At 57.4% G+C, this 20,628-nt stretch carries 11 protein-coding genes; 7 read left to right on the top strand and 4 right to left on the bottom strand.

The window, feature by feature from the left end; translation table 11 throughout:
* Positions 1 to 22: 22 nt before the first annotated feature.
* From ACIQJ2_RS31860 to ACIQJ2_RS31845, 4 genes are all read right to left on the bottom strand, one after another.
* Positions 23 to 874, bottom strand: coding sequence for an SDR family oxidoreductase (locus ACIQJ2_RS31860; RefSeq protein ID WP_400675048.1), 852 nt, complete (start codon positions 872 to 874; stop codon positions 23 to 25).
* 18 nt (positions 875 to 892) lie between these two features.
* Positions 893 to 2,254: an aminotransferase class I/II-fold pyridoxal phosphate-dependent enzyme gene (locus ACIQJ2_RS31855; protein WP_400675172.1), complete on the bottom strand. Its 1,362-nt coding sequence runs from the start codon at positions 2,252 to 2,254 to the stop codon at positions 893 to 895.
* A 62-nt stretch (positions 2,255 to 2,316) separates the two neighbouring features.
* The gene (locus tag ACIQJ2_RS31850) at positions 2,317 to 9,774 is read right to left on the bottom strand and encodes a type I polyketide synthase (RefSeq protein ID WP_400675045.1); all 7,458 of its coding nucleotides are present in this window, start codon (positions 9,772 to 9,774) and stop codon (positions 2,317 to 2,319) included.
* A gap of 339 nt (positions 9,775 to 10,113) precedes the next feature.
* Positions 10,114 to 11,292, bottom strand: a complete 1,179-nt coding sequence (locus ACIQJ2_RS31845) for a polysaccharide biosynthesis/export family protein (protein WP_400675043.1) — start codon at positions 11,290 to 11,292, stop codon at positions 10,114 to 10,116.
* A 702-nt stretch (positions 11,293 to 11,994) separates the two neighbouring features.
* Here ACIQJ2_RS31845 and ACIQJ2_RS31840 point away from each other — a divergent pair.
* The 7 genes from ACIQJ2_RS31840 to ACIQJ2_RS31810 all read left to right on the top strand — a co-directional run bounded on the left by ACIQJ2_RS31840 (position 11,995) and on the right by ACIQJ2_RS31810 (position 20,624).
* Positions 11,995 to 12,831 (top strand): class I SAM-dependent methyltransferase, encoded by an 837-nt coding sequence (locus ACIQJ2_RS31840; protein WP_400675040.1) that lies wholly within the window; start codon positions 11,995 to 11,997, stop codon positions 12,829 to 12,831.
* A 118-nt stretch (positions 12,832 to 12,949) separates the two neighbouring features.
* A complete protein-coding gene (locus ACIQJ2_RS31835; RefSeq protein ID WP_400675037.1) occupies positions 12,950 to 14,014 on the top strand; it encodes a hypothetical protein in 1,065 nt (354 codons plus the stop codon).
* Between the two features lies 1 nt (position 14,015).
* A complete protein-coding gene (locus ACIQJ2_RS31830) occupies positions 14,016 to 15,302 on the top strand; it encodes a capsule biosynthesis protein (protein WP_400675034.1) in 1,287 nt (428 codons plus the stop codon).
* Between the two features lie 13 nt (positions 15,303 to 15,315).
* Positions 15,316 to 15,969: an ABC transporter ATP-binding protein gene (locus ACIQJ2_RS31825; protein WP_199144805.1), complete on the top strand. Its 654-nt coding sequence runs from the start codon at positions 15,316 to 15,318 to the stop codon at positions 15,967 to 15,969.
* A 29-nt stretch (positions 15,970 to 15,998) separates the two neighbouring features.
* Positions 15,999 to 17,264 carry a capsule biosynthesis protein gene (locus ACIQJ2_RS31820; RefSeq protein ID WP_400675031.1) on the top strand — a complete coding sequence of 422 codons (1,266 nt, stop codon included), beginning with the start codon at positions 15,999 to 16,001 and terminating at the stop codon, positions 17,262 to 17,264.
* 18 nt (positions 17,265 to 17,282) lie between these two features.
* Positions 17,283 to 18,401 carry a hypothetical protein gene (locus tag ACIQJ2_RS31815; protein ID WP_400675029.1) on the top strand — a complete coding sequence of 373 codons (1,119 nt, stop codon included), beginning with the start codon at positions 17,283 to 17,285 and terminating at the stop codon, positions 18,399 to 18,401.
* Positions 18,402 to 18,437: 36 nt separating this feature from the next.
* Positions 18,438 to 20,624 carry a glycosyltransferase family 2 protein gene (locus ACIQJ2_RS31810; protein WP_400675026.1) on the top strand — a complete coding sequence of 729 codons (2,187 nt, stop codon included), beginning with the start codon at positions 18,438 to 18,440 and terminating at the stop codon, positions 20,622 to 20,624.
* The last annotated feature ends 4 nt before the right edge of the window (positions 20,625 to 20,628 follow it).

The raw sequence follows: 20,628 nt of genomic DNA, 5'->3' as shown, positions 1-20,628 counted from the left end.
CAACCTCAATCACTCTTGCGTCCTACTTACCATGATAAGAGCCGTCGTCTGCCCCCTCGGCCGGGTCAGGCTGTCTTTTTCCTGTTATCTTTCGCGTTTTTCGCGAAAACCACCACATCAGCGGCGGCTTAATCAACGGGCCGAAGTAGGCAAGCATCGCGAGAGAAAATCCGAAATGGACCTTTGCCCTCCCCCGATCCACACCGCCAACGATCTTTGCAGCCACCCTCTCTGCATCCCACGGCTTGACGGAGCCCATCAGGATTTCAGCTTCGGCTGGCCGCATGGCGATCTCGCGTCGGTATTGCGGCGTCAGCGTATCGGGCGGAAAACAGATGGACACCTGGACGCCGTGGACACCAGCCTCCGCTCTCAAGGCTTCTGCGAAACCATTCAATGCGGATTTCGAGGCACAATAAGCGGTATAGCCAAAAATACCGATCAAGGCGGCGCCGGAGGAGATCATCATGATCCTGCCCTCGCCACGGCTTTTCATTCCCTTGTAGACCGCGCGCACAACATTTGCCGTTCCAAGCAGATTGATCGACACCTGCTCGTCAAAGACGGAAGGCGGCATCGCATCGAAAGCAACAGGTTCGACGACACCGGCGGAAGCAACGAGAATATCGCAAGGTCCGAATGACGCTTCGCAGGTTTCAATCGCCGACAAGGTCTGAGCAGCGGAGGTAACATCGACGGATATGGTCTGAATCCGCGACCTGTCGCTACCTGGCAGCTCTGCAATCTCAGCTTGCGCCTCTTCCAGACGCCCCGGATGGCGCGCCAGGAGAGACACCTGCTCCCCTCTGCTTGCGTAGATTTTCGCTATCGCCAGACCTATCCCGCTCGATCCCCCGGTGACGATAACGTGCATGAAATCCCCAACCTGATGCTATGACTTGCCACCCGAAGTCTGCGTCATCGGCAACAACTGCATCATCTTTTCCATGTCAAGCGAGGCCAGTCCGAAATTCCTGTCCTCCAAGCTCTTGAGTTTCGCGGCCGTCAAGGCGACGGCCCGGCGGATCTGCTCTTCGGTGTGATCGCAGGTGATGAAGAAGCGGAGACGCGCCATACCTTCCGGCACGGCCGGATGGATGATCGGCAGCACATTGATGCCTTCGGCCAGCAGATCATTGGAAAGCTGAGCGGCACGAAGCGAATCACCGACGATAACCGGCACGACGGAGCGGCCGATGCTGATACCGGTATCCAGACCAGCCTCTTTTGCACATTCGAGGAACAGCTGCCCGTTGCGGCTGAGGCGCTGTGTCCGTTCCGGCTCGGACTGAAGAATATCGAGGCCGGCGATGGCGGCGGCTGCAAGAACGGGAGAAAGACCGACACTGTAGACGAAACCGCCTGCCTCGGCTTTCAGGATATCAACAAGCGCGCTGCTGCCGGCGATATAGCCGCCGCAGCTTGACGTCGTCTTTGACAGCGTACCCATCCAGATATCGACATCGCGCGGATCGAGCCCGAAATGTTCGAACGTGCCGCGGCCCGTCTTGCCGAGGATACCGAGCGCATGCGCTTCGTCCACCATCAGCCAGAAACCGTAGCGGGCCTTCAACTCAAGCAGGGCCGGCAGGTCGGCCACATCGCCATCCATCGAATAGATGCCTTCGACGATCACGAGGATACGTCGGAAATCCGATGACAGCGTCTTCAGGATGCTCTCGAGATTCTCTACGTCGTTATGCTTGAAAAGCCGCCGCACGGCGCCTGAAAGCTTGATGCCAGCCAATGCGCTGTTGTGGATGAACTCATCATGGATCACCAGATCCTGAGGCCCCATGAGGCAGCCGATCGCCGCCACATTGGTCAGGTAGCCGCTGACGAAACAAACCGCAGCCTCGACGCCATAGACTTCTGCAAGCTTCTTCTCCAGCTCGACATGCCCCGGTCGTTCGCCTGCAACGAGGCGACTGGCCGAGGCGGAAATCCCGAAGCGATCGATCGCCTCCTTGGCGCTCGCCATCACATGCGGGTCGGTATTGGTAGCCAGATAGTCATATGAGGCAAAGTTGACGAATTCGCGCCCGCCGATTCGCGTCGTCGCGCCCGCAGCGACGTCGTGCGAGCGATAGAAGGGATTGGCGACGCCAAGCATTTCGCCCGCTATCCGCTGGGTTGCGACGCGTTTGTATTCGGGCAGATCCTCGAAGCGGATCGCCTGACGCTGCTGCGGCAGAGATTGCCGGTTCAGTCGCTCGGCGCGATTTCGCCCGGAGGATTGGCCAACGCGGCGCATTTCTTCGAGCAGGCTGCTTTTGCTCTGCTCGGCCGGGCTACCGCCATTGGCATCTTGCGTGGTCACTGGACGGCCCTTTTTTCCTGTTCGGCAGTGTGGCTGCGGGTCAGGCGTTCGACCACCTGATCCTCGATTGCCGGAGGAGCCTCCCCACCATCGCCACCGCGGTTCATGACGCGGTCGCGTAGACGGCTAACCACGTCGCTCACGGTCGTGCCCTCACCTACACCGCTCAAGGGAATATCGAAACCGGTCTTCTGCTGGAAGCTCATGCCGAGTTCCATGGCCATCAGGCTGTCGAGACCGATGTCCTTCAGCACCTTGTCGGGTGTCACGGTATCTTCGGTCACCCGAAGGATCGCAGCGATCTCGGCGGCGACCAGCGCGTGAAGAGCGGCTTGCGCCTCCTCCTCCGACTTGCCCTTGATCAGCTCCACAAGATCGATGCTATCGCCTTCGTTCAGCGACTGATGGCTTCCGGCATGACGCATCAGCGGCTCGAACAGGGATCGGCCCGATATCGGCAGCAAGCGAACGGCATTCCAATCGATTTCGCCGATCATGACGGCGGCCGCATCGACGGCCCCTTTGTCGGCCAACATGTAACGCTCGACCTGCTCCAAGGCGTCACGAGCTTTCAATGCAGCCTTGCCGATACGCTTGGAGAGCAGTTCGTTGACTTCACTGTTCCGGGCAAGGAAGCCCTTGTCCGCGATGGCGCCGAAGCCGACAGCAAGCGCAGGCTTGCCTGCTGCGCGCCGCGCACGCGCCAAGCCTTCCAGATAGCCGTTTGCCACGACGTAGTTGGCCTGCCCGGGATTGCCGAGCATGGTCGTCGCCGACGAAAACAGCAAGAAGAGTTCCAGGTGGTCTTTCTGCGTCAAACGATCGAGGATCTCGGCACCTCTTATCTTGACGTCAAGAACCGGCCGGTTGCGCTCCGGCGTCAGATTGGCAAGCAGCGCATCGCCCAGGACCATGGCGGCATGGATGACGCCCTTAAGTCCGCCTTCGGCACGAATAGACGCAAGCAGCGTCTCAACAGCGGCCTCGTTGGTAACGTCGCAGGCGTGCAGAGTCGTCACGACGCCTTTCTTCGACCAATCGCTCATCGCCTTCTTGGTTTCGGCATCGGCTTCACCTCGGCGCGAGCTTAGCGCGATTCGCCGCGCGCCCTTGGAGACGAGCCAATCGGCTGCGGTCAGCCCGAAGCCGCCGATACCGCCGACGACGAGGAAAACGCCCTTGGAATCAAAGCGCAGGGACTTGGCCGGCGCTGGCAGGACGCTATCGACCTCGGGAACCGGGGGGCGTACGACGATCTTGCCGATATGACCGGCATTCTGCATGAGCCGAAACGCATTGCCGATCTCGTCATATGCGAAGGCGCGATACGGCAGCGGGGTCAGCTTTTCATCCGCAAAGAGCTGACCGATTTCGGCGAAGATTCGGCGCGTCAGATCGGGAACATTGACCAGCAGCTGATCGGCGTCGATGCCGAAGTAGCTGACATTGCGCCGGAACGGCCGCAAGCCGATCTTGCGATCGGAATAATAGTCTCGTTTGCCGAGTTCCAGGAATCGCCCAAAGGGTTTGACCAGCTCGATGCTGCGCTCCATCGCTTCGGAGAAAAGCGAATTGAGAACGAGATCGACGCCTTCGCCGCCCGTCAGCCTGCGCACACCGCTAACGAAATCCAGAGATCGGGAATCGAGCACATGCTCCGCCCCGAGCAGCTCAAGGAAACGCCGCTTCTCGACCGTGCCGGCCGTGGCAATCACCTTGGCGCCCTTGAGCTTGGCGATCTGAAGTGCTGCCAGGCCAACGCCACCCGCTGCCCCATGGATCAGGATCGTTTCGCCCGGCTGAATGCGGCCAAGTTCCACCATCGCGTAATAGGCTGTCAGGAACGCGACCGGCACAGTCGCCGCAGCAACGGTTTTCATCTTTTCCGGCAGTCTGGTTACACCGTCGCGGCGGACACGAACATGGGTGGAGAAGGCCGCAGGCCCAATCCCCATAACCTTGTCGCCGACCCGCAGATCTTCGACGCCATCTCCGACGGCAAACACCCGGCCGGCAAATTCCATACCAATGGTGGCGCCGGCAAAGCCGTCTTCCAATGCCTCTTCCGGTAGAAGGCCCATCGCCCACATGATGTCGCGGAAATTGAGACCTGTCGCCTCAACGGCAATGACGACTTCGTCTTCTTCCGGCGCAGGGAGCTTTGTCTCCTCCCAAGCCATGCTGTCCAGACGACCACTTACATGCTGTCGGATCGTCGCGGCTGTGAAGTCGTGCCGGTTCGCGTCCGTGGCGATGAACGGGCCAGCGGCGGCGCGGATTTCACGCACCTCTCCCGTCGAGCGCTCCAAAACCCACTCTCTGTTGTCGGTCTCCGCCCGCAAAATGGTTTCGACCGCCGTCAGGGCACGTCTGTCATCCGCATCGGCATCCAACAGGTGCAGGTCGAAAGCGTCGTATTCGTTTTGAAGGACGCGCGCAAAAGCCCACAGACCCGCATTGGCGACGTCAACAGATCCATCGACCAGGGGCGAGCCTCCCGGGGAGACCACGACCAATTTGCGCCTTATGCCGTCGCTGCTTTGCGAAAGGATATTCGCCAGTTCGGTGAATATCGAAAGCCGGGACAGGGAGAGTTCAGTCGGGTCGAGATCCCGCTTCGAATTCGCGACATAGACGATCCTATGCGGATGCGGACCAAGCGCCTCCAGAGCATCGACAGCCTCTGCCTGCGACGAGCCAACTTCGACTACGGCAATTCGCTTGTCCAGGCCAACCATGCCCTTCCTGCCCTGTTCAGACAGGACCAGAAGCGGTTCCGAAATTTCAGCGGGGCTGATCGCTTCCGGCCGCGGCTCCGCAACTGCTGACGCAGCAATCAGGCTGCCTTCCGGGAAGGTCAATTCACGAACCTGCGCCTTGGCGAAGCCCAGTGCCGCAAGGAGATCCTCGATTTGCTCCACTGTGCCCAGCCGACCCACCGGAAACTCCGGCGACTGGCTGTCCTCGAACCACCCTTCAGACAGACCGAAGACGAAATCATTGAAGGCGCTCGGCGCTCGGTCGGCCAGAAACAGCTGGCCGCCGCGTGCCACGAGCTTCCGGACGATCGTCTTGATGCTGTCATCGTGCAGCAAGAGATGCCGGCTCTGGTCCCCTGATGCAACGAGGACATCTGCAACGGCCGATTCCGTTAGCTTTCCCGGCTCCGTCACAACGACATTAGGATCGCGTTCGAAAGCTATCTCGAGCGCACGGCGCGCCTGCTCGCGCGGCTCGATGATGATAAGACTAGAACCCGCTTGCCCCGCAATGGCCGCCAGCCGGCGGCTGAACGCCGGCGATACCGAACCTATTTCAACAATGTGTCTCACGGCTCCCGGATTCACCTCGATGGAGGCAGTCACCGCTTCGCCGAGAAGCGCAAGCCGTCTTTCGCTCAATGGGGATTGAACAAGAACATGCTCCAATGTCGCGCCGGCCGGCATGGTCAGTGCGGCGGCCGCGGGCTGTTGTCCAAGCCGGTGGCGCCGCGTGGCCGCCAATCGCTCAAGCGTCTCACAATAGGCATTGTTGACGAGAACGGCCTCAGCCACCCGGCCGGCGTCCTCGCGATAGATATCCTGCAGAAGCTCGGCAACCGGCGGCAGTGTCGGCTCCAGCGGTATCTTCCATTCGCTATCGGTCGCCGATGCTATGCCGGCATCTTCGAGAATATAGAGGCAATTGACGAGGAAGGACTGGAATTCCGGCTCCCCGGGGAGATCGGAAAACGACACCACGCCGTCGCGTCCACCAACTGCCAAAGCAATATCATGGCAAGCCCGGTAAATCGCCGCGTCGAACAGAAGGGTTGCGTTACTGGAGGAATGATCTCCGCCGGGAACCGCAGCGTCAGCCAGCCGCATATCCGCATTCAATCGGCGTGCAAAAGTGGCTGAGGGTACAGCTTCATAGTGAAATGCAACGGAATCGAGCGTCGCACGCCGGCGCAGTTGCGTTCGGCGGAAACGGCAATCCTCGAGAACGGCAATGCGATCGCCGTTTGCGTCGAGCAAGCTGAAGCGTGCCTTGATCGAATTGGCGCTGAAGCGATCGATGTCGATGACAGCTTTTACGACCGCTCTGCCCTTGCCGAAAACTCTGATCGTGCCGAAATGAACGGGGATATAAGGCGCGCCGGTTTCATCGCCGGAAAGCTGGTCGAACAGTGCGACAAGCCCGTGAAACGCAGCATCAACCGACATCGGATTGAGGTTGTACGCACAGAAAAGATGCGAAGGCCGAGCCGCCGGCTTGAGATCAACCTCGATTGCGCTGTGACCATAAGCAACAGCCTTCGACAGGAGCCGGAAGCTGGGACCGTAGTGCAGACCGAATCGCTCCGCCGTCTCATAAGTCGTCTCGGAAGTCAGGACGGATTTCCGTTCCTTGCTTCGCAATTCGGAGCCGGAGCCTGCCGCTTCGTCCTCAACCGGCTTGCGGCAGCGAGCGACGGCGTGAACGGTCCAGTCATCATGACTTAGACGCTCGCGTGACCGGATCTCGATATCTCCGGTTTCCGGCGATAGGATCGTCGACAGTTCCACCATGCGGTCCTGACGCAGCTCAAGCGGTCGGACGATCTCAAGATTGCCGATCTCCACATCATCCGCACCGTAATATTGCTGCGCTGCCGTAATCGCGATCTCGATAAAACCGCTGCCCGGCAGGATTGCCTTGCCGTCGACCACGTGCTCGGCAAGATCCGCGAACAGCTGGGCATCAATATGGTTCTTCCAGCTTGAACCATTCGGATCGGTTCGCCAGCCAAGCAAGCTATATGAACTCTTGCCGTCGCGGCCAAAGATATCGATCTCATCACTTGTCGGCTGAGTACGCAGTTCGACCAGTTCAAACGGAAGCGGCGGCAACTTGACGAAAGCGTTGCGGCCAGCACTGCCACGTCCCCGCAGCGCCGGGGCGCCATTGGCAACGGCGCGCGCAAACGACTGCGAAACCGGATCATGGCCCGCAACCGGAGCTTCGCGGAGCAGAGTCGAGATGGAGACAACCTGTATCGAGGCCTGCTTTGCGATTTCCGCCACGTAATTGGACAGGATCGGACGGGGTGAAATCTCGATGAAGAGATTGCATCCCATCGCCATCGCTGCCTGACAACCAGCCTTGAACAGCACTGGGTCGCGTACATTGCGCCACCAATATTGCGCGTCGAGCAGGCGCCCGTCTCGCAGCTCGCCCGTCACGGTCGAAATGAAGGTCCCTGCCCCGCCGTCCGGCGCCACATCGGGCAGATCCGCAAGGAAGGCATCCTTGGCGCGGTCAATGATCGGATGATGGAACGGATAGTTGATGTCGAGGATATGGGCAACGATGTGGGCTTTCCGCGCCGCATCCCTGAAGGCCTCAACCTCTCCAACCGGACCGGAAATCGTCACGGAGTTTGGAGCATTGATCGCCGCAATGCAGATATTGTCGAGTCCATGCGATTTTGCAAAGGCGAGCGCCGCATCCTCGTTGAGCACCACGGCGGCCATTTTGCCTTCGCCAGCAAGGAGATCCTGATGCAGCGAGCGCTTGGCGACGATAGCAACAGCCTCGGCTGCCGTCAGCGCCTTGGCGGCGTAAGCAGCAGCAATTTCACCGACGGAGTGACCGAAAACGGCATCGGGCCTGACGCCCATGGCCCACAAACAGTCTGAGAGCGAAGCCTGAACCGCAAACAGCAAGGGTTGGGCAATCTTGGTGTCAGCCAGCCTAGCCGAGAGATCCGGTGCGACCAGAATATCCGTCAGTTTCTCACCGAGGTAATATTCGAACAGGGCGCTGAAAGACTGGAAACATTGACGGAAATGACGATTTTCCTGATAGGCGCCGACGCCCATGCCTGCCCATTGCGACCCGTTGCCAGAAAAGACGAAGGCGATCTTGGCAGCCTGCATCGGCGCTTCGCCAGCTTCCCCGGCCGAGTTCCGACCGTCGAGGTGCGCATCGATCGCCTCAAGTACAGCAGCACTATCCGTTGCACGGACCGCGAAGCGATGCCGCATCGGCTCGCGATTGGCGGCAGCGGACGCAACGATCTGACGAGCCTCCTTGGACTCCATATGTCCGAGACGGGTCTTATAGCTTTCGAGCAGCTTCGAGAGCGCCGACGCCGTATGGGCACTCACGGCAAAGACGACCCCGTCGCCGCGATTTTGCGGCTCAGGCGGAGCAACCGGATCCGGATCGCTGATGACGACATGGGCGTTCGTGCCGCCGAAGCCGAAAGAGTTGATGCCGGCAAACCGCGGCTGCCTTGCAGGAAGAAGTTCGATCGCGGACGTGTTGATCCGAACGTTTAGTCCTTCGAAGTCGATATTTTCATTTGGCCGATCGAAATGCAGAGACGCCGGCAGGAAATTGTTTTCCAGCGCTATCATCGCTTTCAGCAAGCCGAAAAGCCCGGAGGCCGGTTCGGTATGTCCGATATTGGTCTTGATCGAGCCGACAGGAACCGGCGCGCGGCGCTTGCGTCCGATGATTTCGCCGATCGCCCAGATTTCGGCGGGGTCACCGACCTTCGTTCCCGTCCCGTGGCCTTCCACGAAGGCTATGCGGTTGACGTCGATATTGCGGCCTTCATAGATCGAGCGCAGCAAAGCGGCCTGCGCGTCGCGCGATGGCAGAGAGATGCCATTGGTGCGACCGGAGGAGTTGACACCGACGGCATGGATCCTGGCATAGCTACGATCCTTTTCCCGCAGCGCCACGTCGGTCCGGCGCAGCAGGATCGCCGCGCCGCCTTCGGCACGGACATAGCCGCGGCCGTTATCATCGTAAGCGCGACAAAGCCCTTCTGGAGAGAGCATTCGCGCCTGCGCAAAACCGACGAAAGACATTGGATGAAGCAGGACATTAATGCCGCCGACGATGGCGGTATCGATATCACCGCATTCAAGCGCCCGTACGGCTTGATCCAGCGCAACCAGTGACGAGGAACAGGCCGTATCGATCGTCATGCTCGGGCCTCGCAACCCGAATATATGAGAGATACGATTGGAAACGATGGATAGAGTGTTACCCGTCATGAAATACGGGCTGCCGGATGCAGGATCCTCGGTTGTCAGATTACCGTATTCGAGCGACGATGCTCCGATATAGACGCCGACCTTCTGCCCCTCGAATCCGTCGATCGGCAGATTGGCATCTTCCAAAGCGCGCCATATGACGTTGAGAAGGATGCGCTGCTGCGGATCCATCTGCATGGCTTCACGCTGCGAAAGACCGAAAACTGCCGGATCGAAGGCATAGACATCATCAATGACGCCTGCAGCGTAACTATAGGTTTTTCCTGAAACGCCGACCGCCGGATGCCAGAAACGCGCCAGATCCCAGCGGTCCTCAGGTATGCGGCCTACCGTGCTGCGCCCTTCCTTGAGCAGAAGCTGCAGCTCTTCGATCGAACCCGCCCCGGGGGCAACGCTTGCGCGTCCGATAATCTCAACTGTCATGATCTCTCGGCAAAAATGTCTACAAAAAGCTGAGCAATTTCACTATCAACCGTCCACACTGCAGTAATCTAGGACCATCATCAAAAGATCCAGACTTGCAACCACTATGCGGCACGGCAACAACCAGTGCAACATATCATTTCCATGACCTGAACACACTGCAGCAAAAGCCAAACTGCACGTTCCTAGTAAAACTGGCTGCTATGCGCAACAATTGAAGGCGATTTCCACATCGCCAACAAGGTCCGATCCGCTCCAGTCGTACAGATACCGACGCCCAAAATTCACTACCCAAGGCGGTGGCAATCTCGGTAAGCGCCTCGATCTCCCCATCCCGAACTATTGGTTTAGAAGCGCAGCCGTCCCTGCTCCCTGGGCTGCGATGCCCAGCGGAGTACCAACGATCGTTAGGAATTTGCGGAGATCGACCGAGGGATGGCGCGACACGTAGATGACGTCGCGGCTCTTGATCGGGAATGTCTGCCCGACGATCAAGCTGTCCGGATTGGACATGTCGAAGCGGTAGACAATCGGATAACGTCCCTTGGCGTCTGTCGCCATTCCCTTGCGCAACAGCCCCTGGAAACGGGCCGGACCAAGCAGGCTTTTTACGATATCGGGCTCTTCGTATCGGAACAGGAAGAAACCCTTGGCGTTGCTGGAGTCGTCGATAGCGCCATGCCCCAGGGCAACGGCCTCGAGAAGATTGAGGTCGTTGGCCCCGAATTCGATACGTCCGTCTCCGCGAACGGAACCGAGCAGCGTGAAAGTTCTCGGATCACGCACGAGGAAAATCTGATCGCCCGGCTGGACATAAATGTCTTCGGAGGGGTGCTCTATGATCGACTTGAGCAGAACCGTACCGGTTCTGTTGCCGCGAACCAGCGTGACATAGGTTTCGTAGGGCTGGGTCGAAGGGCCACCGGCTTTAGCGATGACTTCCGTGATCTTTTCCTTGGTCAGATCCAACGAAACCATAGACGGCTTGCCGACGGCGCCGGAAACGGTGACGGTTCGAGAGGGCGTTCCCATGCTGGTTACGATGACATCGGGCTCGACAGCCTTGCTGGCCAGAGCCGCGAGAATGCCCTTCCGGGCTTCATCCAATGTTTTGCCAGCGAATCGAACCGACCCGGCATAGGGGATCGCGGCCTTTCCATCCGGCTGCACGACTATATCCAGCGATACTTGTTTAGACTGCGAGGTCGAAAACAAACCATCCGCGCCCGCTTCGAAAATCGTCACCTTCAGAGCATCGCCAACACCGATGACAACCGGTCCGACACCACCGCCAATGCCAAAACGACGGCTAAGCGTTGAAGAAACATAATCTGAAACTAGGCGCGCGCTACGGCTGTCGATGTCGACGATATCGAAGACGGCGGCATTCTGGCGACCGAGTTCGGCGCTGGATTGCCCCGCATCCTTGTTGATTGCGCCGGCAAGTGGCCCTTCGCTCGAAACGGCATTACATCCCGCCAGAGCCACGCAGCAAAGTACAGCGCCAATACGAATCAACTGAACAACCTCAAATTTATTAGCTGTCGCCATTACCGGATGGCTTGGGCTGACATCGTATGCCTTAAAATTCAACGACGCTTTGAAAAGCATAACGGGCGCCCGCCAACAAGCCCATAACACTGGGAATGCAATCAAAAATACCAGGTGCGGTCATCGGAACACACTTGTGGCCCGATAATCACCCGACCTTACCGGTGTATAGGGGCCAAATGCGCGCAAGGCAATTTATCGAGCTACTCTTTGGTGAATTTAGATTAAAATTCTTGGAAAGATGGTAAACCGTCGTTAATCAATAGCATCGACAAGGAGCCGGCCAGAGCAGTGACATTGAATTTCGTGAATTCGCCCTCGCCCCGCTTTTCATCCACTTACCAATGCCTGTAGAAGACTAAGATTCTCAACCTCTATTCACTCCGAGGCAGCAGGCCATAAGAATTCGAACTGCCGGATCTAGGCTTTCATCATCACAATCAACGGGTAGCGACGAGAAAATCGGGTTGATACCCCTTTCTAGTGGATGGACGTCATCTCCGTGCTAAAGCGACATCTATAAATTGAAGCTGGATGGCAGGGTTCATAAAATACGCCATTTTGCTAGCAACTGTATTTCGAGGCTCGCTTTGGATGGCGGTTCACCCGAAGCCAGTCTGACAACTCCTCCAATGCGGTTAGACACCGATGGAACTGAAGGTCATTTGAATGCTCGGCTTTTCAAAACGCTCAAAAAAGAAATCGTCGAAAAATCCCTTGGAAATATTCGACCAGTACGAGCAAAGTACACCAAGCCACCAGAATGCCATCAACGCGCTCCCAGGATGGAACTGTAGCTTTCCGCCGGAACTCAATCTCGAGGCCGGGACGCTGCCTCTTTACGCTGACGACCGAATAGCTTGGGCCCTGCAGACTTTCGGCTCGATCGAAGGCAAAGCGGTCTTGGAAGTCGGGCCGCTCGAGGGGATGCACACGTACATGCTGAACCAACGGGGAGCAGCAAGAATCGATGCGATCGAAGCGAACCGGCTCTGTTTCCTGAGATGTCTTATTACAAAGCAGATTTTGAGGATCGACGACGCCTCATTTATGCTCGGTGACATCCAGTCGTGGCTAGCGGAGCGAGATGAAGTCTACGACCTCACCATCGCATCCGGCGTTCTCTATCATATGGCGGATCCAGCGGAGTTTCTGCGATTGCTGGCGAAGCGATCCAATGCGGTCTTCATCTGGACGCATTTCGTCCTGGAGGAAGCGATGCCGAAGGACGACCTACGGTGGCTTCCGTTTAGTGGCAAAGTCGAGACCAGGATGGTTGACGGCGTTTCAGTGCGATATTACGAGCGCAGCTATCATCACGCCAATGCCAACGCATCCTTTTGCGGCGGTATGAAGGATCGTCATTTTTGGATGCACAGGGACGATATATTGGTACTTTTACGCGCGTTTGGTTTTAGTCACATTGACATTCGCGATGAAGACTTGAACCACCCGGGTGGCCCGAGCTTTTCGCTTCTCGCGCGCAAGGCAGCTAGCGAATCCTGAGGAAATTCAGCGCTGGCTTTCAATTTCGAGGCGTTGAGCGGTGTGGCGGACAATTTGATGCGTTTAGATACTCAAACCGGATATGGTTCGCAGCAGGTGGAGGCACCGGAGGTCATAGGTGCTATTTAACCTTGAGCATGATCATGGCGACCTGATTGAGGGCTACCTTATCCCCGATGGCTTTTCAGACAAGCCGCAGATCAGGGTGTCCGACGCCAGCGGCGAGTTGATGATACTGCCATGCGACCAGATCAAGCAGGCTGTCATCGATTCTGGACGGCACGAAGACGGTCGCGTCGGTTTCAAGCTCGATCCAGCGATCATTCCCGACCTGGCGGATCGTACCTCGCTCACAATCCACGACGCCAAGTCGGGATTGTTGATCTATCGGCGGCCTCAGGTATTGCAGCCAATCCCCCTGAAAGTCGTGCGGCTCGAAACGCAACTGTTGCCGATGGTCAAGTTTGACCATCATTGCGGCCGCCATTTCCAATACGAGATTTCATCCGTGGAGCGCTTCGGCCACGAGACGACACTTCAGGCGTTTCATCTTAACGCCATACAGTCGATCTACATTAGCGGCCGCCTGCTGATGCGCAATTATGAGGAATTTCTGGATAAGGGGTTCAAGGCGATCGCTCTGCTCACCGACCCGTACTACGAACTGGCCTTGCGAATATTTCTTCTCAAACGGATGGCGAAAACCCAGATCTCGTTCTTCGGCGATCGCGACAAGATCATCCTGGCACCGGCGGCCGAGCATTTTGCAGAGGTCAATCTCGACGACGAGACGTCCTTGAAGACGGTGCTGAAGAAGGCGCCACAGAATGTCCGCACAGTGCTAGTCTCGCCCGTCACCCGCCAGTTGGCGACGACGATACCGGAGCAAACCGTGACACGCACGGATGTCGCCACAGCGATCGATCTTCTGTCGCGCTTTGCCATCGTTGGCCGTGACACCGACAGCCTCCATTTCCAGCGAGCCGTCAGCGAGATGCTCGGAATTTCAATCGACGACTTCCCGCTGCCCTCAAGACACAGCACCCTTGAAGACGTTGCGACACGGCTCCGTTCATTGCATATTGCCGAGCTCATGCTCGAAGAAGATTTGATTTTCGATCATTACGTACGCGAAGCGATGAAGCCAAGCGCATCTGCACTGCGGGAAACGATTGCAAGCTGACATGCCCAAACCAGTCATCGAAGACGCAATAGTCCAGGAACAGCTGCGGGTAAGGCCGGCTCGACACATCCTGCCGTCGTTGTTCCGGCGCAGGATGCCCAGTCAACGCAATCGCAACGATCTGGAAGAGATCGAATATGTGCCGGTGCATGATGGACAGGAGCCGGAAGCCAAAGCCGGTGGCAAGCCCCCGCTCAGACTGATTGGCTTTCTCTTCCTCGTTATCCTGCCTTTCGTGGCGAGCTCGATCTATTATGCCTTCATTGCCTCGGATCAATATGTGGTGGAAGCGCGCTTTGCCGTCCGAGCCGTATCAGGGACCACGGACAGCAGCGAGAACAGCGACGCTGCCGCGGGCGGAGGTGCCAGCGCCCTCAACATGCGTTCCGCTTCGCAGGATGCTTATGTCGTTACCAGCTTCATCCATTCGACGGAGATCTTGAAACGGATCGGCGCGAAGCTCGATTATCGTTCGATGTTCACAAAACAGGATGCCGATTTTCTGACGCGTTTCAGCGCCTCTCAATCCGACGAAGAATTCCTGAAATACTGGAACGACCACGTTACCGCCTACATTGACGTCACCTCCGGCATCATAACCCTGAAAGTCAGGACCTTTGCCCCGGACGACTCCGTAAAACTGGCAGATGCGATCATCGACGAAAGCGAAAAGCTGATCAACGAGCTCTCCGAGCGGGCGCGCAATGACATCGTCCGGAGCATGAAGGCGGATGTCGAAAAGAGCGGTAAAGCCTATGGCGACACCTTGGTCGCGCTCAATCAATTTCAGAATGCGTCAGGGCTGCTCAGCCCGCAGACGCAGGCCAAGAATAGCGGAACGCTTCTGACCGGCCTGCTGGCCCAGAAGATGGAATTTGAAACCCGCTTGTTCGTCATGCGGCAATCCAATGCCGAGAACTCTCCGACCTATCAACAGCTGAACCTCGCCAAAGATAGCTTGGACGCGCAAATCGAGAAGATGAAAGCCGAACTGACAGGGCCGGAGAATGAAAGTCTTGCGAAGGCCTTGCTCGAATATTCCAGGCTCGACACGGATCGTCTCATTGCGCAAAAACTGTATGAAAGTTCGCAAAAGAACTATGATGCCGTCCTGGCCGAAGCACTGCGCAAGACGCTCTATCTTGCCGTGTTCGTCAAACCTGTACTGCCGGAGGAGTCGATTTTCCCTCGCCGCGTCAGTACGCCGTTGATCATATTGCTTGCGCTGATCGTGACATGGGCGACGCTTTCCCTTATCTGGGCATCCGTCGAAGACCATCGGATATGAGTGAACGCACGTCATGATCCGCTTCAACAACGTCTCGAAATTCTTCAAGACGCAAGCTGGCAAAAAGGTCATTCTTGATCGCGTCAGTTGCGAGTTCCAATCGGGCTATTCCTATGGCCTGCTGGGCGTGAACGGCGCCGGAAAATCGACGACCATACGCATGATCGCCGGAACGATGCTGCCCAATTCGGGCAAGATTGCCAAGGACGTACGTGTATCCTGGCCGCTGGGCTTGAGCAGCGGCTTCAATCCTCTGATGACAGGAAGAGCCAACGTTCATTTCGTTGCGCGCGCCTATGGAGAGGATGTGAGGCGGGTCTCGCGCTTCGTCGAAGAGTTTGCGGAACTGGGCGATTATCTTGATGCTCCCGTCCGCACCTACTCTTCCGGGATGGGTGCTCGCCTGGCGTTCGGCCTTTCAATGGCCATAGAATTCGAATGCTATCTGGTGGATGAGGTTCTTGCCGTCGGCGATGCCCGCTTTCAGGAGCGTTGCCGCATTGCGTTCGAAAACAGACGCAAGACTTCCGATATCATTATGGTTTCCCATAGTATGGGCATGATCAGTACGCATTGTGACAAGGGCATGCTGCTTGTCGACGGCAGGCTTATCGTTTTCGATGAGGTGGAACAGGCGATCGAAGCCTACTATAGACTGAACCGATAGAACACGAGGGATTGCCGGCAAGGCTCGATATGGCTCACGATACCGAAAACGCGCCAAAAACGATTGAGCTCAGCGCAACGGAGCACAGCCGCAGTGTAGCTGCCAATCTGTCCGTGACGGCGCGGAAGCTGCGCTTTTCGACGTCGAGGCGGAGCCAGTTGTTCAAGGCGGTCGGTCTGCGACCACGGCCGATGCAACAAATCATCGGCCGTTCTATTCTCGCATCGATCATTCTGCTGCTGGTCATCCCCAATGTCGCTTCGGTTTGCTACTTCACCTTCATGGCATCCGATCAATACCAGTCGGAAACCCGCTTTACCGTGCGGTCTTCGACGCCGGCGCTCGGCGGCGGGCAACTCGCCAAAGTCACCGGTTTGCCGGCGGCACAGATCGTCCAGGACACGTTGATCGTTACCAATTTCATCAAGAGCAAGGACATGGTCGCGGCCCTGCAAGGCAAGGTCGATTTCCAGAAGCTGTATGGAGATTCGTCCATCGATCCGGTCGCGAGGCTCAAAAGCGACGCGAGTTCGGAAAAACTGCTGAAATACTGGGAGGATATGATCTCCGTCAAAGTCGATGCCAATAGCGGTATCGTCACGGTCAAGGTCCGCGCTTTTTCGGCCGTCGACGCCCAGAAAGTCCTGCAGGAAGTCGTCAAAGCCTCGGAAGGCGTGGTCAACGACGTCAACAACCGCATCTGGCACGATGTCATTGCGACGGCTCAGACCAACCTGGAGAATTCCAAGAGCCAGCTGCAGAAGGCGCGAGACCATCTTCTGGCGGCGCGCAATCAGACGGGTGTCCTCAGCGTAGAAGGATCGTCGACGGTCCTGACAAACCTCATTTCAGCGGTGCGGAAAGAGCAAATCGATCTCCAGCAAAGGTATAATGCGCAACTCGGAACCGTATCGGCGAACGCACCGCAAATGCGCGTCCTCAAGCGGGAAATCGACAGTAAGCAGGCGCAACTCGACCAGCTGAACAGCCAGATCGCCGGACAGAACAAATCCGAACAGAACCTTGCCGACGTGTCTGTCGACATGTCTCAGCGCGAACTTGAGCAGACCCTTGCGGAACAGCAGTTCGCTATCAGCATGAAGACGCTGGAGCAGGTTCGATTCGTCAGCAAGCAGCAGCTGCTCTATCTCGATACATTCCTTGCCCCCGACCTGCCGGATGAAGCGGAATATCCGCAGCGGCTGCTCTGGATGTCGGGAATATTTGGCGCGACACTGTTGATTTGGGGGGCGGCTTTCGGCGCTCTCGCAAATCTTCGAAATCGCTTCGCCTAGCGCAGCACGGTGGGGCCCATGCAAGTTCTGCGCGATGTCCTCTATCGATTGCTTCCCAGGCCGCAGCCTTCGGGGACGATGGCAAGAGATCGTCAAGGCGCGGCAAAGCGGCTGCTTATTCTCTCTCGATACCCGAATCCCACAGTCAGCTACTATCTCGACGAGCGGGCCAAACTCGCCGAATTGCCTGTCATCATGAAGAGCCTCGACGACTCCCTTGATGCGATCGACAGCGACGGCCTCTTCGTCGTCATCTGTCGCTACATAAAGCCGCCGCAGCTGCGCTGGCTAGAAGAAAGGCGCGAAAGTCTTGCCGGTGTGGCTTACTTTGTCGACGACGACATCAGGGCCGTCGTGACGGGTAGAGAAGCAAGCTGGCTCTACAAATTCCGGCTTATGACGCTGGCTGTTCGTCCCTTGCCGCGGGTCAATCGTTTGTTGACCCATATATGGGTCTCTACCGAAGCTCTGTCTCGCACGCTTGCCACTGCCGGCCAAGACATCGATATCCTGAACCCTTTGCCGGCGCACCCCGCCAATGTGCCCGTCAGTACCGTGATCGAAGACGTGACGCCGCTCAAGATGGTGTATCACGCGACCGGCGTTCATCGTCACGAACATGAATTCCTCATGCCGATCGTCAAGGCCGCGATGGAGCGGCATGACAACCTGCATTTCGAGGTCTTCGCTAGCGGCGCCCTTGCGCGTTGCTGGAATCGGCTGGGCATCGATCCCGCAAGAATAACGATCGTCGCTCCGCTCTCCTGGCCGGCCTATCTTGCCAGGACGACGCATGAGAATGCCGATATAGCCCTCGTCCCCCTGCTTCCGGGAAAGACGAATGCGAGCCGTGCCGATACCAAGCGTGTCGATATCACCCGACTGCAAGCCGCAGCCATCTTCTCGCAATGCCCGACCTTCGCGCGCTGCGCGGTCGCCGGAGAATTGCATATCGACAATACTGTCGAAGATTGGTCGGCTGCGATCGATCAACTGGTGAATGATCGTGAGTGCCGTCTTGCCGCCCGCGACGCCACGCGATACTCGATTGACAGGATGCGAGAGCAAGCAACACCGACATTTCCCGGCGTTCGATTGTATCCGGCAGTGACACAACATGACGTCGCCATTCTCTAAACAACGCGCTAGAGGCGCGTGAATAGAAACAAATTGATGACATTGAAGATCTTACCAAACGCCGATCTTGAGCCTGAAATCGTGACCGGCGCCGATCCAAATTTATGGAAGGCGCAAGGCGATGATCCCGCCTTCGAAATCAGGTTCTCGCCTGTCAGAAAGAGGTTACTCGTCCTTCACATAGCCGCAACCGATGAGCCGATAGATCCCAAGTTCTACATCAATCGCGGCCACGGTTTTCATGAGAGGGATGCCGTCTCTCTGCCGGAAGCACGCCGGTTCATCATCACGGCGGATATCGGCGCGGTGGGCACTATTTGTGCGCTCCGAGCCGATCCGGCCAGCTTCCCGACGACATTCAGCTTCGACGTCAGAGCCTTTTCCTCCGCCAAATCGGCAGAGAAATATATAACTCACCTCCTCGACAAGGGAGACCGAGCCGAGCGCGTCGATCTTGGCAAGCTGCCACGGCACTGGACCAAAATACCGAAGCTCAGATTCGGAAAGCGGGCCGCCAGCCTGACGATCCAATATGCGGATGCCAATTATCGGCTTGCGGCCGATCTTGTCGCTTCGCCCGTATCGGCGACGGCGGGAACCTGGCTCAGCATCATCGTTCCCGTTTACAATGCGCCAGCTCGGTATCTGGACGATCTCGTCAGATCCTTTGAAATGCAGGCGGAACAAGGCACCGAGCTCATCCTGAGCGATGACGGTTCGACGTCTGCGGAAACGCGTCAGTGGTATAAGTCGAGACAGGCGAAGGACAATATTCGCTTCGTGTTGAACGAACGAAATGGCGGCATCGCAGCGGCCACCAACTCCGGGCTATCCCAGGCCCGCGGTCAATGGATTGCCTTTCTCGACCACGATGATGTCGTTGCCCCGCATGCCTTCAAGCTCATCCGGCATACGCTGGAGCAAAACCCGGGCGCCAATTTCCTCTACACCGACGAGCTCGTTGTCGACGACACGTTGAAGCCGACCGGCGTCATGCTCAAGCCAGCCTATGATTCCGTTCTGCTGAGCGGCGTCAACTACATCAATCATTTCTCCATCTATCGCCACGATCGCCTTCGGGAGATCGGCTACCTTCGGACCGGCTATGACGGCTCGCAGGACTACGATCTGCTGCTGCGTTATCTGGAAGGGCTTCCGGAACACAGCATCCTGCATCTGCCCTATCCGGCCTACTGGTGGCGTCGAAATGGCAAGACCTACTCGCGTAAATTCATGGACGCCGCGACCACGAATGCGAGAAAGGCGCTGACGGAGAGATTCGGACGGCAACAGCAGGCAATTCAGGTCGAGGGAACGCTGACCAAGACATTGCATCGCGTCGTCTTCGAACCGCCTCGCGAGTGGCCCAAAATCTCGATCGTCATTCCCAGCAAGGACAATTTCGATCTGATCTCGCGCATCCTTCACGATCTCTTTGAAAAAACGGATTATCCGACTTTCGAAGTTCTGGTCGTGGACAATGGTTCGACGGATCCGGCGGTGCTCAATCTCTACGAGCGGTATCGCCGATCACATCAGAATTTTTCCGCCGCCGTCGCCTCCGAAGCCTTCAACTTCTCACGCTCGGTCAATCGCGGCCTGAGCACGGCGACGGGCGAACATCACCTGATCCTCAACAATGACATCGAGGTGATCGAGCCTGACTGGCTTAAAGAGATGGTATCCTGCCTCGCCTATGACGGAACCGGTATCGTCGGCGCGAAGCTGCTCTTTCCGAATGACAAGATGCAGCACGCGGGCGTGGTCATCGGCTTTGGCGGATTGGCTGGTCATTGGTATCTGAACAAGCCGAAAGAGTACGGCGGCCCGATGAACCGGCTGCATCTTCGCAACACGATGACCTGCGTAACCGGTGCGGTCATGCTGATATCCGGCGACTGCCTGCGAAAGATCGGCCTGTTCGACGAGGAGAATTTCGCAGTCGCCTATAACGACGTCGATTATTGCCTGCGTGCGCACAAGGCCGGCTATCGCATCGTCTGGACACCCTTTGCCTGCCTCTATCACCATGAATCGCTGTCGCGAGGATCGGACAAATCCGGAGAGCGGAAAAAGCGTTTCGACCAGGAAAAGCAAAACCTGCGTCGGCTGCACGCGACGCAGAATTTCGCCGACAGGGCACTTAACCCCGCCTATAGTCGCAACAAATCAGATCCGAGGATCGTCGTCCCGACACAGTTGTTCATTCCGTCGATGTCGTAGCCGA

This window comes from Rhizobium sp. NPDC092011 (assembly GCF_044756305.1).
Taxonomy (GTDB): Bacteria; Pseudomonadota; Alphaproteobacteria; order Rhizobiales; family Rhizobiaceae; genus Rhizobium.
Note: the sequence above shows the minus strand (reverse complement) of the source record. Positions and strands in the feature narration are given on the sequence as shown.